The following is a 14517-nucleotide window of genomic DNA, read 5'->3' as shown; positions in this document are numbered from 1 at the left end:
GCTGATGTTCATGAAACAATTGGTTAAACATCTCATCATTGCCGGTTTTTCTGCAGCTATTTTAAGTTTCCTTATCTCCTTTGATGCCGTGTATACAGAGTTTTCTTCAAGCTTTGGCGGCACGCTGTCACATTTTTTCATCCACGCCTTTCTTCTCATTGGTTTGCCGCTTGCCCTTTTTACCGATGCGGTACATCGGATTTTGCATTTAAAACGAACCCATACTCTTTTCACTAAATTAGGACTCTATGCAACGGTTGTTTATGTGTCTTGGGATTCAGCTGCATGGCTTGCAGCGGCAATGGCTGTTTACTTCTTAATTGAATGCGCTTTCTTTTCTGTTGGCCGCGCGAAAGAAACAACGATTTCCATGTAGTGCGCCTCTGAATGAAGTCTTGTTCGGCGGGACAGGATAAGTGAAAAAAGGGGCATTCTGATGATACCAATACCTTCCGCGATAGATGGGCAGTCTTTTCTGCTTCAAGAACTGGAACAAGTGATGAAGCCGCTCGGTTATGTGATAAACGGCGGCTGGGAATACGATCATGGCTACTTTGATTATAAAATTGATGATAGAGACGGCTATTTATTTTTAAGAATTCCCGTCAATGCGGTACAGGGCAGTCTCGATGAACGAGGGGCGGCCGTCCGGATCGGAACGCCATTCATGCTGAGACAGGTGTTTCAGGCGGATGTTGACGATCACGCCGAGGGAGGGCCTTTCCAATCACTGTTTAATCAATTTTCCGAACCGGAAAGGCGGGACGCGGAAATTGATCCGGCATTTTTGGATATCGGCGCCTCTCTCGTGAAAGAATTGGAGGATGTTCTGTTACACTAGATGGCAAGGAATTGGTCTGTTTCGAGCACCTTGTATGTAAGAGGAGGGGAAATCATCGGCCCCTCCTCTTTTTGTACGCCTATAATTGTTGTGTTGTGATCAAGAAAATAGAGAACACAGGTTTTGTAAGCCGCTCCCTTTAGTTCGTCAGGAACAGCAAGAAGCTCCACATGCTGATCAAGTGTCAGCTTGATTCCGTTCTGCTGTTTAGACGGCCGTAACTTGACTTGGTAATGCTGCAGCATCGCCCGGCTGATAAATTCTGAAGTTCCGATGATTTGGTTTGCGCCTGCCCGCTCCGCATTGGTGACAAAACGGTCAGTCAAAATCTCGACGATGCAGTAAGCAAGGGGATTAAGCCCTTTAACAGATAAAAGAGTCAGCACTGACAGCATATCAGCATCAGTTTCACTTTTATACTGATCGGCAGTAATCATCACTGATTCCGCTTCAGTAATATTGGCCCGTTTCAGTGTCCCATCATCGGCAGCGTGCCCGCGTATGAAATGAACGTTTTCAATAAGCGGGCCTTCTGTTAAGGATTCATCGATTAGTACGACCGTTTTGGAAGGGGCGGCAAGCTGAAGGTCCTTCAGAAGCCGATTTGTTTTTTCATTCCACCCGATCAGAATGATGTGGTCCCGGCCTTTGTAAGCAACTTTTCCTTCGATGTAGCGATGCTGTCTGCTGAATGCGGCCGCTGATAACGTAGCGAAATATGCTGTGACAAAGCTTGCTCCGCTCAAAATCAGCAGTATTCCGGCTGCCTGTCCCAGCGGCGTGTGCGGCACATAGTCTCCATAACCGACTGTCGAAACCGTAACGACAGCCCACCAAATGCCTTCGAATACCGAAGTGAACTGCTTAGGCTCAAGTATATAAATGATTTGGCCGAACAAAAGAATCAGACATAAAATAATAACCCCGATTCGGATAAATAACGGCCACCTGAGCCATGAAATAAATATCCGATTTGATTTCATTCTTTTTCTCCTTCTTTAGATACTGAGATGGATAAAATCTGTTTAATAATTGTATTTAATTTTTCATTTAGCTTTTCCTGGCCGTACATATTTCGGGCCTGCTTCATTAAATCGGCTGTATCATCATCAAGCTGAATAAGCGGTTCATCAATTTCCGATTCATTATAAAGCTGGATAAACGCGTCCAGTCCTTCATTCATTCGGTCGATTGCTGTGCTCAGCTGTTCCTTTTCCTCACTCGTCACTTTCATAGCTTCCATCACACCCGTGCTTTTTTCTAACAGTATGTCCCACTTCCGGTGATGTTTTTCAAAAAATGTACAAAACATATAAAACCGGATTTCTCCATAAACTAAAACAAAAAGGATGAAAAAGATGACGATCTTTCAAAGAACGATCGTGGTTTTAATCGGTACGCAGCTGGCGGCATCCGCGGTGATTTTGTTTATTTTCGATTTGAATTCATATAATCACTTTTCCGGAAGCTTCTCCTGGCTTCATTTTCTGAAAGAACTGGCCGGCAGTTTCGCCTTTTATTTGTTTTCAGCAGGCCTGTTCTTTTTGCTGATTGGATTGTGTGCTCCAAGCCGGAAGAAAAAGCGCATTTCTGTACACGGGAAAGAAAACTCATTAAAATAATCGTAATAGAGAAATGATCATGGAAAAAGGATGATGAAAAAATGCTGTTTATATTTTTAACAATAGCCGCATTGGGATTGTCGTTTTGGGCACAATTTAAAGTAAAGAGCAACTTTGAAAAATATTCAAAAGTGGAAGCCTCAAGCGGACGTACAGGGGCAGAAACGGCAAGACGGATTTTAGATATAAACGGTCTTTACGACGTGCCGGTCGAACCGGTAAGAGGCACTTTAACAGACCATTACGACCCGACAAGACGGGTGGTGCGTTTATCTGAGCCGGTCTATTACGGCCGCTCAATTTCCGCCATATCCGTAGCTTCCCATGAAGTCGGACATGCCTTGCAGCATCAGGAGTCATATGGTGCGCTTGTGCTGAGACATAAAATCTTCCCAGTCGTGAATTTTGCATCCGGTGTAGCTCCTTTGCTTTTCTTAGGAGGCATGCTTCTCGGCAGCCTGAATTTGATCGGGCTTGGCATCATACTGTTTTCAGCGGCAGTCTTTTTCCAGCTGATTACATTGCCTGTCGAATTCAATGCAAGTTCACGCGCCAAGCAGATTATTGTGTCAGAAGGATTCATCCGAAACAATGAAGAAAATGGGGTAAATAAAGTGCTGAGCGCTGCTGCCTTAACGTATGTGGCCGCCGCCCTGGTTTCCCTGTTTGAACTACTTCGTTTTGTGATGATTTTCTTAAACGGTCGTGATGAGAATTAACGTTAAGGAGGTGGCCCCTTACCATTTATGGTAAGGGCTTTTTTTGCTTATTTTACAATTGATCGCCATTTTTGTTTTGATTGGCATTACGGCTGTTTTCGTTGCAGCGGAATTTGCGATCGTCAAAATCAGAGGTTCAAAAATCAATCAGCTCATCGAAAGCGGTGACAGCCGAGCGCTAGCCGCACATAAAATCATCTCCAATCTTGACGAGTATTTATCAGCCTGCCAGCTCGGGATTACGATTACTGCCCTCGGCCTTGGATGGCTTGGTGAACCTACATTTGAACGTTTTCTTCATCCCTTATTTACAATGACAGGCATGCCGGAACCGTTTAACCACATTGTCACATTTGTAGTTGCATTTATCATCGTCACTTTTTTGCATGTGGTGATGGGGGAGCTTGCTCCGAAAACGGTTTCTATTCAAAAAGCTGAAGCTGTAAGCTTATGGATTGCAAAGCCGCTGATCTGGTTTTATAAAATCACGTACCCGTTTATTAAAGCATTAAACGGCTCTGCAAGTTTTCTTGTGAAATTGTTTGGCTTTCATTCAGTAAAGGAGCATCAGGTTGTCATCAGCGAGGAGGAACTAAGACTGATCCTTTCAGAAAGCTATGAAAAGGGAGAAATCAATCAGTCTGAATTCCGTTATGTAAATAAGATTTTTGAATTTGACAACCGGGTAGCGAGAGAGATTATGATTCCGCGGACAGAAATTGCGGTTATCTCTCTGGAGCAGTCGCTTGAAGAGGCAATTCATCACATCATTAATGAACGGTATACACGCTACCCTGTCATCAAAGATGACAAGGATCATATTTTAGGGATCATCAACAGCAAAGATATGTTTAAAGCTTATTTTCTCGGCCAGCCGATAAAGCTGGAGCAAATCATGAGGCCCGTTATCAGGGTCATTGAAAGCATTCCTGTTCAGCAGCTTTTAATCCGCATGCAGAAGGAGCGGATTCACATGGCGATTCTCGTCGATGAATACGGGGGAACGGCGGGGCTTGTCACTGTAGAGGATATTATCGAGGAAATCGTCGGGGAAATCCGCGATGAGTATGATCAGGATGAAACACCGCACATCCTGAAAAAGGGCGAGCACCATTATGTGATGGATGGAAAAGCGCTAATAGACGAAGTGAATGACCTTCTCGACATTGCGATTGAAAATGAAGAAATTGATACGATTGCAGGCTGGCTTCTAACGCAAAAAATGGAGCTGAAAGCAGGGGATGTGATACACGCGGAGGGCTGTGAATTTAAAATCCTCGACGCCGAAGATCATCACATCCGTTTTGTAGAAATAAAAAAAACTGATTTTTGATAAAAAACAGCCGGGGAACAAACGGCTGTTTTTTGTGTCATCAAGTCATTTCTTAAAAAGCAATGCTGTAAAGACCTTTTTCTACATAGGATATATAAGAACGGTACACTGGGAAGGAGTGGCTGTATGAAAAAGGCTTGGTGGAAGGAAGCCGTAGTTTACCAAATTTACCCCCGCAGTTTTAAAGATTCAAATGGCGACGGAATCGGGGATATTCAAGGAATCAGATCCAAGCTTTCTTACATAAAAGAGCTGGGCGCTGACGTCATATGGATTTGCCCGCTGTATGATTCACCGAATGCCGATAATGGCTATGATATCAGGGATTATCAAAACATATTAAGCGAGTTTGGCACGATGGAAGATTTTGATGAGCTGCTTGGTGACATTCATGATCTGGATATGAAGCTGATTATGGATCTCGTTGTGAACCACACAAGCGACGAACATCCATGGTTCATAGAATCCCGTTCATCCATACACTCGGAAAAGCGCGACTGGTATATTTGGAAAGACGGCAAAAACGGAAAAACGCCCAACAATTGGGAAAGCATTTTCGGCGGGCCGGCTTGGGAGTATGATCAAAAGACAAGCCAGTATTATCTGCACCTTTTTGATAAAAAACAGCCTGATTTGAATTGGGAAAATGAAAAGGTGAGGAATGCCGTTTATGACATGATCAATTGGTGGCTTGATAAAGGAATTGACGGATTTCGGGTGGATGCCATTACGCATATTAAGAAAAAAGAAGGGTTTCCTGACATGCCGAATCCAAAGGGACTGGACTATGTCCCTTCCTTTCCTTATCATATGAATGCTGACGGCATTATGGATTTGTTAACAGAACTGAAGGAAAACACGTTTTCCCGCTATCCGATTATGACAGTTGGTGAAGCGAACGGCGTCGCTGCAAAAGAAGCAGCTGATTGGGCTGGAGAAAAAAACGGCATATTCAGCATGATTTTTCAATTTGAGCATCTCGGCCTGTGGGATGTAGAGATCAATGAAAGTATTGATATCGCTGCATTTAAACGAATTTTAACTGACTGGCAGGACAGTCTGGAAGGGATCGGCTGGAATGCTTTGTTTATGGAGAATCACGACCAGCCCCGTTCAGTTTCTGTGTGGGGAGACGACGGAGTGTACCTGAAAGAAAGTGCAAAAGCGCTTTCCGCTGTTTATTTTCTCATGAAAGGCACACCGTTTATTTATCAGGGACAGGAACTCGGGATGACGAACGTGGCTTTTCCATCTATTGATGACTATGATGATGTCGCAATGAAACGCCTGTATGAAACAAAAACGGCGAAAGGCACATCACACGAGGATGTGATGAAGATTGTCTGGAAAAAGGGAAGAGACAATTCAAGAACGCCGATGCAATGGAATGCAGGTCCATACGCCGGATTTTCTGAGGCCAAACCGTGGATCGGAATCAATGAGAATTACAAATGGCTGAATGCCGAGGCGCAAAAAAATGATAAAACATCCGTTTACCATTTTTACAAAAGCTTGATCAAGCTGCGCCAAACATATGATGTTTTTATTAACGGGACATACGAGCTCATTTTATCGGAAGATCAGCAAATCTTTGCATATCTTCGGAAAAACGAGAGCCATACTGCACTGATTGTGGCCAATCTGACAGGAACACCGGCGTTGTTCAAGCACTCTGGCTTGCCATTGTCATCAGATGCACTCGTCTTGTCAAATATTGAAGCAGAGCCGCACAAGCATATGACATCAGCACTCTTAAAGCCGTATGAAGCAAGAATATATCTATGGCGCTAAACTCCAGCCTTAGACTGGAGTTTTTTTGTTTTATAGGGTTTAAGAGAGCGGTTTAACAGGAAAAAAAGAACACAGAACGAATTAAGCGATGAGAGCGGACAAACGGAAGGAGAAACAAATGCTGAAAACACTGCAAATCCAAACAACCAAACGAGATGAAATGATTGATATCACCCGGGAGGTGGAAGCGTTTCTTCAAGAAACAGGTATAATGAGCGGCGCAGCGCTGATTTACTGTCCGCATACGACTGCGGGCATTACAATTAATGAAAATGCCGATCCGGACGTCAAAAAAGATATGCTCAGAAGGTTTGATGAGGTATATCCGTGGGAACATGAGCTGGACCGCCATATGGAGGGCAATACAGCTGCACACATGAAGTCGAGTACGGTCGGAGCTTCACAGCATGTCATTGTGGAAAACGGCCGGCTCATTCTTGGAACGTGGCAGGGCATTTATTTCTGTGAATTTGACGGCCCTCGCACCCGGACATGCTATATCAAAATGATGGGATAATAGGCTGTTTTTTTGACAAAAGCATGATCGCTGAACAAACGCCGATAGCCGGAGGGCTTGTCACACCCGCCCACGCTGTCGCTTTATCGAATGAAGGCGCGCTTGGCATTCGTCCATATGCGAAATAAAAAGCGAGGGAAAGAGACACGCGCCTCACCCTTTGTTTTCAGGAAAGCCTGCATGAGGGATAGTCAATCAATGGATGTAAACGTACCGAGCTTTGCCGAACGTAACTTGATAAACTGAGGTGACAGATATGAACATTCTTCAATATTCTTATAAAAAAAGAGGGAAAATTGAGTTTGTATTTGAAGGCTGGCCTCACTCAAAAGTTACAATGGCTCCTATCAAAGGCTACTATTTTGTCCGCTTTATCAAATGGAGCAGCCTGGATCCAATCGTGACAAGAAATGACCTTGAAAAAATGGAGTGGGCTGCGAACCAATATTTCGGCACAGCCCCCTTCTATCGAAAACGAAAGACATTTGAAACCCCATCGTCCCGAAAATAGGCGATGGGGCTTTTTAGCGGACGATGCGGAAAAGAGACGGAACATCCAGTCTGGTCGCCTGTGACAGAAGGTAGGCTGACTGTAAGGCTCCTTTTTTCCTAAAAGAATTCAGCTTATCAATAATTTGCTTTCCGTTTAAGATTCCAAGACCATGGGCAAAATATTTATCTTCCCCCAGTAAAATCACATTTTCGCCTCTCCATTGTGCTTTTTGCGGATCAAATTCAGGATTCTTAAAATACAAACAATCTCCAAGGAAAAAGTGGTGTCCTGTTTCCGTATATATCGGCAATTTCTCATAATGCCAGTCATATAAAATAATTCTGTCAAAGCTGGCATTGAATTTATCTTCACCGATTGTATCGATTAAGGCCAAGTAATAAATGATAACGATTGCGGTTGCGCATTCAAACGCATAAAACGGGCCGTTCTCAGCAATGTCCCGAATCGCTTTTGAAGGCGGCATTCTGTATTTCAGCTCCAAGGCGCCCTCCGGTGAAACCCTCCAATACGTTGTATTCCCGTATGTTTTTAAAAAAGTGGCAAACTTCGCCCCGCTTTTGTGCAGCGTCTTTGCCGCTGCTACAATATTCATCCGCAGTTTAAGCTCAAACATCAGTTCAGCAATTGAATGATAATCAAACTGAACAGGTGTCTCAATCATCTCTTTTAACAGCGGATTCAGATTTTGATCAATCTGCCAATTTTCAATATCCTGGGGACGGAGCAATTGTCCTGATACAATAATCATGTTTAGCCCCCCTTGTTTTTTATAAGATATGCAAAGGGCTTGGGCAATGAAAGTTAAAAAGACAGAAGACAGCCAAAAAGAACTTCTTCCATTTTTTATTTTAAAACTTTTTTAAGCAGCCGATATATACTGTATCAAACCTGAAGGAGCAAGTGACATGAAGACTTTTATCAATTGGCTGAAGAAACCGTCTATTTCAAAGAAATTAATCGTCTCATTTATTGCGATTCTCATTATCCCTATTCTTATATTAGAATTTAGCTCTTACCGAAGCGCCAGCGGAAAGCTGGATCAGGAAATTATGGGAAATGCGAAAAACAGTGTCGATACATTTAATACAACTGTTACAAATAATCTGGGAGAAAAAGCGAAAGCAGTCACCTTTTTCAGTGAATCTCTTAAAAGATCCGCATTCAAAGGGAAATCAAATCAAGAAGAGATCAAAGCTAAATTTTCACAATATGTATCTATTAATCAAGGAGTAGCCAGAATTTATGGGGGCGCAGATAACGGCACTTACGTACAAGCGCCAAAAGAGAAATTGCCGGAAGGATACGACCCGAGACAACGCCCTTGGTACCAGGATGCGATGAAGGCCGGCGGTGAAATTGTCGTGACAGATCCTTACGTGGCTGCGAGTGACGGAAGCATGGTCATTACCATTGCACAGGAGCTGAAGGACGGATCTGGCGTTGTCGCCATGGATATTACCATTGATAAATTGTTAGAACAAATGAAACAAATCAAGGTCGGAAAAGAAGGTTATGCTTTCATTGCAACAAAAAACAAAACCTATGTCGCCCACAAGAACCATAAGGCTGGAGAAAAGCTTTCAGGCGACTGGGTAGCCAAAATGTATGCGAATGACAGCGGTGAACTCCAGTATACTCTTAATAACGAAGATAAAAAGATGACCTATACTACAAACGAACTGACTGGTTGGAAAATAGCCGGCACAATGTATATGGATGAAATTAAGGATGCCTCAAAGTCTGTGCTGACAACAGGAATGATCGTGCTGATTGCTTCCATTGTGGCAGGCGGAATTTTAATTCTGTTTATCGTTCGTTCGATTACAAAACCGTTAAAACGTCTTGTTCAATCATCGAAAACGATCAGCAGGGGGGATCTGACCGAAACGATCGAAATCCATTCAAAGGATGAGCTTGGGGAGCTTGGGGAAAGCTTCAATGAAATGGGACAATCTCTCCGCTCTCTGATCAGCGCTATTCAGGACTCGGTGAACAATGTGGCCGCATCTTCCGAACAGCTTACGGCATCTGCCGGGCAGACGAGTAAAGCCACCGAGCATATTACGATGGCGATTGAGCAGTTCTCAAACGGAAACGAGGAGCAAAGCGAAAAGGTTGAATCCAGCTCTCATCAGCTGAACTTAATGAATGAAGGACTCCAGCAAGTCTCACAAACATCGTCAGATATTACAAAGGCATCTATCCAATCAACGGAAATCGCCGGAACGGGTGAGAAGTTTGTGCAGAAGACAGTCGGACAAATGAACTCGATTAATCAATCTGTTCAGCAGGCTGAAGCTGTTGTCAAAGGCTTAGAAGGAAAATCAAAAGACATCACAAGCATTTTGAGAGTTATCAACGGAATCGCTGACCAAACAAATCTGCTTGCACTAAACGCAGCCATTGAAGCGGCGCGTGCCGGAGAGTCAGGACGCGGCTTCTCTGTCGTAGCGGAGGAAGTGCGCAAGCTGGCTGTCCAATCAGCCGATTCAGCAAAAGAAATCGAAAAGCTGATCCAAGAAATCGTCGCAGAAATCGACACCTCTCTTCACATGTTTAAAGAGGTCAATCAGGAAGTACAGTCCGGACTTGTTGTCACAGACAATACAAAAGAAAGCTTCCAGAGCATTTTCAGCATGACAAACGAAATCGCGGGCAAGCTGCAGACGATGAATTCCACCGTCGAGCAGCTGTCAGACCGTTCACAGCATGTTTCAGCAGCAGTCAGCGGCATTGCAGACGTGTCGAAAGAAAGCTCGGCTAGCATCCAGGACATTGCCGCATCAGCTGAAGAACAGCTTGCTTCCATGGAAGAAATCAGTTCCTCAGCGACCACTCTTGCGCAGATGGCAGAAGAGCTTCGTGATCTGACGAAACAATTTAAAATCGAGTAAAAACCGAAAAACAGCGCTATCAAAGCGCTGTTTTTTTATATGGTAAACAATAATAAAGTCCTAGTTTAACCGGTGAATTTAGAACTATTTTTCATTTTTACCTTCATTTTCAATGTAATTTAAAGGAAGATCCGCCGATATAATTTGTAAATTATTGAAAGAAGGTTCAAAAGGAAATGAAAAAAACACTCACCACTATTCGCAGATCATCAATTGCAAGGAGACTTATTATTTCTTTCCTGCTGATCTTAATTGTTCCGATAACCGCCCTTTCGGTTAGCGCTTATCAATCAGCAGTTGCCTCACTTGATGTACAGATGACGCAAAGCGCAAAGGAAAATGTTCAGATATTAGATCACATCATTGATGATAAAATCAGTACGACTGAAAAAAGCCTCGCGTATTTCAGCGATTGGGCTACAGCAGAAAAATTTCAGGATAAAAAGAAAACAGAGCTGAAACAGGAATTTAAACAATTTATCCAAATGAATGATAATGTCGCTGCGGTATTTTCAAGCGGCAAAGACGGGGACTTCACACGTTATCCGTACGCTGACATGCCAAGTGACTTTAATGCTTTGGAACGAGATTGGTACAAAGAAGCAATGGCCAATAAAGGCAAAACAATTGTCACTGAGCCTTATGAATCGATTTCATCAGGAAAAATGGTCGTCACCATCGCCCGTCAAACGGTGGATGGATCAGGCGTTGTCGCCATTGATATGAAAATTGATGACTTAGTCACTACCGCGAAAGGAATCAATATCGGAAAAGAAGGCTATGCTTTTATCTTGAGCCAAAACAAGAAAGTCATCGCCTACTCCGGAGAAAAAGCGGGAACAGAGCTAAAAGGGGACTGGGTTGATAAGCTCTACAAGGATAAAAGCGGGGACTTTGAATATACGTACAAAGGCAAAAAGAAAAAAATGGCATTTGCAACAAGCGAAACAACAGGCTGGAAAATCAGCGGCACAATGTATGCAAACGAGATTCACGATGCTGCAAGCAGGGTTCTGATCATGGCTTCAATCGTTCTGGCGATTGCTATCGGAGCTGGAATGACGGCGATTTATTTTGTGATTCGATCCATCACAAAGCCATTGAGACGCATTGTCGCATCCGCTGAAAAAATTAGTGAAGGTGATCTAACCGAAACGATTGAAATCAATTCAAAAGATGAACTCGGCGTTCTGAGCGAGAGCTTCAATCATATGGCACACTCGCTTCGCTCGCTCATTCACGGGATCAAAGACTCAGTAGAACACGTTGCCTCATCGTCCGAAGAGCTGACTGCATCGGCAGACCAGACAAGCAGAGCCACTGAGCACATTACGATGGCTATCGAGCAATTTTCAAACGGCAGTGAAAGCCAAAGCGAGAAAATAGAAACGACAACCGAACAAATTAATGAAATGAATGACGGATTGGCAGAGCTGGCGCGGGCAGCAGCAGTGATTACAGAAACATCCGCAGATTCAACAGAAGTGTCAAGTAAAGGGGAGACACTTGTCCAGAAAACAGCCGGCCAAATGAACACAATTGACCATTCCGTAAAAGCAGCGGAACAAGTGGTGAAAGGGCTGGAGATCAAATCAAAGGATATCACAAATATTTTGCGTGTCATCAACGGTATTGCGGATCAAACCAATCTTTTGGCTTTAAATGCCGCCATTGAAGCGGCCAGAGCGGGTGAATACGGCCGGGGCTTTTCAGTCGTCGCTGAGGAAGTGAGAAAGCTCGCGGTACAGTCGGCTGACTCGGCAAAAGAAATTGAATCGCTGATCAGTGAAATCGTAAAGGAAATTCACACATCACTGAACGTGCTTCAGTCCGTAAACAAAGAAGTTGAAACAGGGCTTGTCATGACGGATGAAACTAAACAGAGCTTCAAACATATATCTCAAATGACCAATCAAATTGCTTCCGAGCTGCAAAACATGAATGCGACGGTTGAGGAGCTGTCAGCGGGAGCTCAAGAAATTTCCGCAGCTTCAAATGATATCACAGCCATTTCTAAGGAAAGCTCGGATGGCATCCAAGATATCGCCGCTTCAGCTGAGGAACAGCTGGCATCCATGGAGGAGATTAGTTCATCTGCACTGACGCTTGAAAGAATGTCTGAAGAACTCCGTGATCTGACAAAACAATTTAAAGTAGATAAATAATAGGTCTAAAATACTATTTATTTATGGGAAATTAGTTACTTTTGTTAAATTTCTTCTTTTTTGCTGTATATATTTACCCATTTCCAGCCGATATGAAGGGTAGCATAAAAAAGGAGAAATGAATGATGAAAAAAATACTCCAACTCATAAAACAAAGATCAATTACACGGAAGCTTCTCGTTTCCTTTCTGTCGATCCTCATCATACCGGTTGTCATATTGGCGATCTTTGCGTATCAATCGGCTAGCAGCTCACTCGACAGACAGATGATGGGGAGCGCATTGGAAAATGTACAGCAATTAAACGAAATCATCAACACCAGCATCGGCGAAAAAGAAAACAGTGCTGATTATTTCAGCGAATGGCTGACAAAAGAGAAATACAATGCAAAAAGCAATGCAAGCATAGCAGAGAAATTCTCACAATATATCAGTATTAATAAAGATGTAGAGTCCATTTATACAAGTGATGAAAACGGGCGATTTACCCGTTACCCGGATCTCCCGATGCCGAGCGGCTACAATCCGGTTGAACGCGACTGGTACAAAAAAGCGGTTGCGAATAAAGGAAAAGTCGTTGTGACAGATCCTTATAAAACTGCGTCTACAAATACGATGGTTGTGACAATCGCCCAGCAGACAAAAGATGGTTCAGGCGTTATCGCAATCAACATGACCATTGAAAATCTGTTGAAAACAACCAAAAAAGTCAACATCGGCACACAAGGCTACGCATTTATCATGACGAAGGACAAAAAAGTTGTCGCTCATCCTAATGAAAAATCAGGAACTGAATTAAAAGGCGACTGGCTCGATAAGATGCTGAACGCTGATAAAGGCGATTTTCAATACACCATGGACGGCGATAAGAAAAAAATGGCCTTTGACACAAACAAGTTGACGGGATGGAAGATCGGCGGCACCATGTATTTGGATGAAATCCATGAGGCAGCCCAGCCTGTCCTTCACCTTGCTTTAATTGTCTTGGCCGCAGCTATTATCATAGGGATTATCGTCATGACTTTGATCATTCGGTCGATTACAACACCGCTGAAACAGCTTGTCGGTTCCTCTAAGCGGATCAGTGAGGGAGATTTGACGGAAACCATTGATATCCGTTCAAAAGATGAATTGGGCGAGCTCGGCAAAAGCTTTAACAATATGGCGTCGTCACTTCGTTCTCTCATACACGCCATCCAGGATTCGGTAGATAATGTTGCCGCTTCCTCTGAGGAGCTCACTGCATCAGCTGCGCAAACGAGCAAGGCAACAGAACACATTACATTGGCGATTGAACAATTTTCTAACGGCAATGAAAAACAAAACGAAAACATTGAAACGGCAGCAGAGCACATTTATCAAATGAATGACGGGTTGACGAATATGGCTCAAGCTTCTGAAGTGATCACTGATTCATCTGTTCAATCGACAGAAATTGCAAGTGAAGGCGGCAAGCTTGTTCATCAAACCGTCGGCCAAATGAATGTCATTGACAAGTCCGTTAAAGAAGCGGAGCAAGTCGTACGCGGATTGGAAACGAAATCGAAAGACATTACAAACATTTTGCGTGTGATCAACGGCATCGCAGACCAGACGAACCTGCTTGCCTTAAACGCAGCAATTGAAGCAGCGCGCGCAGGCGAGTACGGCCGCGGCTTCTCCGTTGTAGCGGAAGAAGTAAGAAAACTGGCAGTACAGTCAGCAGATTCAGCAAAAGAGATTGAAGGATTAATCATCGAAATTGTGAAGGAAATCAATACATCTCTCGGCATGTTCCAATCTGTCAATCAAGAGGTGCAGACAGGCCTTGACATCACAGATAAAACAGAAATGAGCTTCAAACGCATTTCTGAAATGACAAACCAAATCGCCGGCGAACTGCAAAATATGAGTGCGACGGTTCAGCAGCTTTCTGCCAGCTCCGAAGAAGTTTCGGGAGCGTCTGAGCACATTGCATCGATTTCAAAAGAAAGCTCAGCGCATATACAAGATATCGCGGCGTCAGCCGAAGAGCAGCTTGCTTCCATGGAAGAAATCAGCTCGTCTGCAGAGACCCTTTCGTCTATGGCGGAAGAGCTTCGCGATATGACCAAACGATTCAAAATCGAATAATAAGCCTTAA

14 protein-coding genes and 1 pseudogene are annotated in these 14517 nt (G+C 43.6%); 12 read left to right on the top strand and 3 right to left on the bottom strand.

The annotated features are described in order from the left end of the window. The first annotated feature begins 4 nt into the window (after positions 1–4). Both CW370_RS08625 and CW370_RS08620 read left to right on the top strand, forming a co-directional pair. Complete coding sequence (locus CW370_RS08625; RefSeq protein ID WP_080010569.1) at positions 5–376, top strand: hypothetical protein; 372 nt, start codon at positions 5–7, stop codon at positions 374–376. Positions 377–436: 60 nt separating this feature from the next. Beyond that, positions 437–841: a YugN-like family protein gene (locus CW370_RS08620; protein WP_003228878.1), complete on the top strand. Its 405-nt coding sequence runs from the start codon at positions 437–439 to the stop codon at positions 839–841. Here CW370_RS08620 and kbfO read toward each other — a convergent pair. Both kbfO and mstX read right to left on the bottom strand, forming a co-directional pair. Then, positions 838–1824: a potassium channel protein KbfO gene (gene kbfO, locus CW370_RS08615; protein ID WP_015384493.1), complete on the bottom strand. Its 987-nt coding sequence runs from the start codon at positions 1822–1824 to the stop codon at positions 838–840. The genes CW370_RS08620 and kbfO overlap by 4 nt on opposite strands. Beyond that, on the bottom strand, positions 1821–2153 hold the full coding sequence (mstX, locus tag CW370_RS08610) for a biofilm formation protein MstX (protein WP_024571513.1): 333 nt from the start codon (positions 2151–2153) through the stop codon (positions 1821–1823). The genes kbfO and mstX overlap by 4 nt, the downstream gene beginning before the upstream one ends. Positions 2154–2199: 46 nt before the next feature. On the opposite strand from mstX, the gene CW370_RS08605 reads away from it, so the two are divergent. The 7 genes and pseudogenes from CW370_RS08605 to CW370_RS08580 all read left to right on the top strand — a co-directional run bounded on the left by CW370_RS08605 (position 2200) and on the right by CW370_RS08580 (position 7334). Continuing rightward, positions 2200–2463 (top strand): membrane protein, encoded by a 264-nt coding sequence (locus CW370_RS08605; protein WP_015483620.1) that lies wholly within the window; start codon positions 2200–2202, stop codon positions 2461–2463. Between the two features lie 41 nt (positions 2464–2504). Continuing rightward, positions 2505–3182, top strand: coding sequence for a zinc metallopeptidase (locus CW370_RS08600; RefSeq protein ID WP_003228889.1), 678 nt, complete (start codon positions 2505–2507; stop codon positions 3180–3182). 43 nt (positions 3183–3225) lie between these two features. Continuing rightward, on the top strand, positions 3226–4515 hold the full coding sequence (locus CW370_RS08595) for a hemolysin family protein (RefSeq protein WP_024571512.1): 1290 nt from the start codon (positions 3226–3228) through the stop codon (positions 4513–4515). Positions 4516–4641: 126 nt separating this feature from the next. Beyond that, positions 4642–6306, top strand: a complete 1665-nt coding sequence (locus CW370_RS08590) for a glycoside hydrolase family 13 protein (RefSeq protein ID WP_101169583.1) — start codon at positions 4642–4644, stop codon at positions 6304–6306. 25 nt (positions 6307–6331) lie between these two features. Then, a pseudogene (locus CW370_RS21240) lies at positions 6332–6465 on the top strand (hypothetical protein). After that, positions 6425–6823: a secondary thiamine-phosphate synthase enzyme YjbQ gene (locus CW370_RS08585; RefSeq protein WP_024571856.1), complete on the top strand. Its 399-nt coding sequence runs from the start codon at positions 6425–6427 to the stop codon at positions 6821–6823. The pseudogene CW370_RS21240 and the gene CW370_RS08585 overlap by 41 nt, the downstream one beginning before the upstream one ends. A 256-nt stretch (positions 6824–7079) precedes the next feature. Further along, positions 7080–7334 (top strand): hypothetical protein, encoded by a 255-nt coding sequence (locus tag CW370_RS08580; RefSeq protein WP_024571855.1) that lies wholly within the window; start codon positions 7080–7082, stop codon positions 7332–7334. Positions 7335–7347: 13 nt separating this feature from the next. On the opposite strand, the gene CW370_RS08575 is transcribed toward CW370_RS08580, so the two are convergent. Next, a complete protein-coding gene (locus CW370_RS08575; protein ID WP_003228904.1) occupies positions 7348–8085 on the bottom strand; it encodes a protein-glutamine gamma-glutamyltransferase in 738 nt (245 codons plus the stop codon). A 157-nt stretch (positions 8086–8242) separates the two neighbouring features. Here CW370_RS08575 and mcpB point away from each other — a divergent pair, with 157 nt between their 5' ends. The 3 genes from mcpB to mcpA all read left to right on the top strand — a co-directional run bounded on the left by mcpB (position 8243) and on the right by mcpA (position 14507). Next, the gene (mcpB, locus tag CW370_RS08570) at positions 8243–10231 is read left to right on the top strand and encodes a methyl-accepting chemotaxis protein McpB (RefSeq protein ID WP_101169582.1); all 1989 of its coding nucleotides are present in this window, start codon (positions 8243–8245) and stop codon (positions 10229–10231) included. 176 nt (positions 10232–10407) lie between these two features. Beyond that, a complete protein-coding gene (tlpA, locus tag CW370_RS08565) occupies positions 10408–12396 on the top strand; it encodes a methyl-accepting chemotaxis protein TlpA (RefSeq protein ID WP_024571630.1) in 1989 nt (662 codons plus the stop codon). A gap of 122 nt (positions 12397–12518) precedes the next feature. Next, the gene (mcpA, locus tag CW370_RS08560) at positions 12519–14507 is read left to right on the top strand and encodes a methyl-accepting chemotaxis protein (protein WP_442778189.1); all 1989 of its coding nucleotides are present in this window, start codon (positions 12519–12521) and stop codon (positions 14505–14507) included. Positions 14508–14517 lie beyond the last annotated feature (10 nt).

Origin of the sequence: Bacillus sp. SN32, from assembly GCF_002837495.1 — a bacterium.
In the GTDB taxonomy this organism is placed as follows: domain Bacteria; phylum Bacillota; class Bacilli; order Bacillales; family Bacillaceae; genus Bacillus; species Bacillus subtilis.
This window is presented reverse-complemented; position numbering and strand designations above follow the sequence as displayed.

Coding starts and splice junctions, on each gene's coding strand:
- mstX (WP_024571513.1), bottom strand. CDS start 2,153: ATGTTTTGTACATTTTTTGAAAAACATCACCGGAAGTGGGACATACTG.
- CW370_RS08605 (WP_015483620.1), top strand. CDS start 2,200: ATGACGATCTTTCAAAGAACGATCGTGGTTTTAATCGGTACGCAGCTG.
- mcpB (WP_101169582.1), top strand. CDS start 8,243: ATGAAGACTTTTATCAATTGGCTGAAGAAACCGTCTATTTCAAAGAAA.
- CW370_RS08590 (WP_101169583.1), top strand. CDS start 4,642: ATGAAAAAGGCTTGGTGGAAGGAAGCCGTAGTTTACCAAATTTACCCC.
- CW370_RS08585 (WP_024571856.1), top strand. CDS start 6,425: ATGCTGAAAACACTGCAAATCCAAACAACCAAACGAGATGAAATGATT.
- kbfO (WP_015384493.1), bottom strand. CDS start 1,824: ATGAAATCAAATCGGATATTTATTTCATGGCTCAGGTGGCCGTTATTT.
- mcpA (WP_442778189.1), top strand. CDS start 12,519: ATGATGAAAAAAATACTCCAACTCATAAAACAAAGATCAATTACACGG.
- CW370_RS08575 (WP_003228904.1), bottom strand. CDS start 8,085: ATGATTATTGTATCAGGACAATTGCTCCGTCCCCAGGATATTGAAAAT.
- CW370_RS08625 (WP_080010569.1), top strand. CDS start 5: ATGTTCATGAAACAATTGGTTAAACATCTCATCATTGCCGGTTTTTCT.
- tlpA (WP_024571630.1), top strand. CDS start 10,408: ATGAAAAAAACACTCACCACTATTCGCAGATCATCAATTGCAAGGAGA.
- CW370_RS08580 (WP_024571855.1), top strand. CDS start 7,080: ATGAACATTCTTCAATATTCTTATAAAAAAAGAGGGAAAATTGAGTTT.
- CW370_RS08600 (WP_003228889.1), top strand. CDS start 2,505: ATGCTGTTTATATTTTTAACAATAGCCGCATTGGGATTGTCGTTTTGG.
- CW370_RS08620 (WP_003228878.1), top strand. CDS start 437: ATGATACCAATACCTTCCGCGATAGATGGGCAGTCTTTTCTGCTTCAA.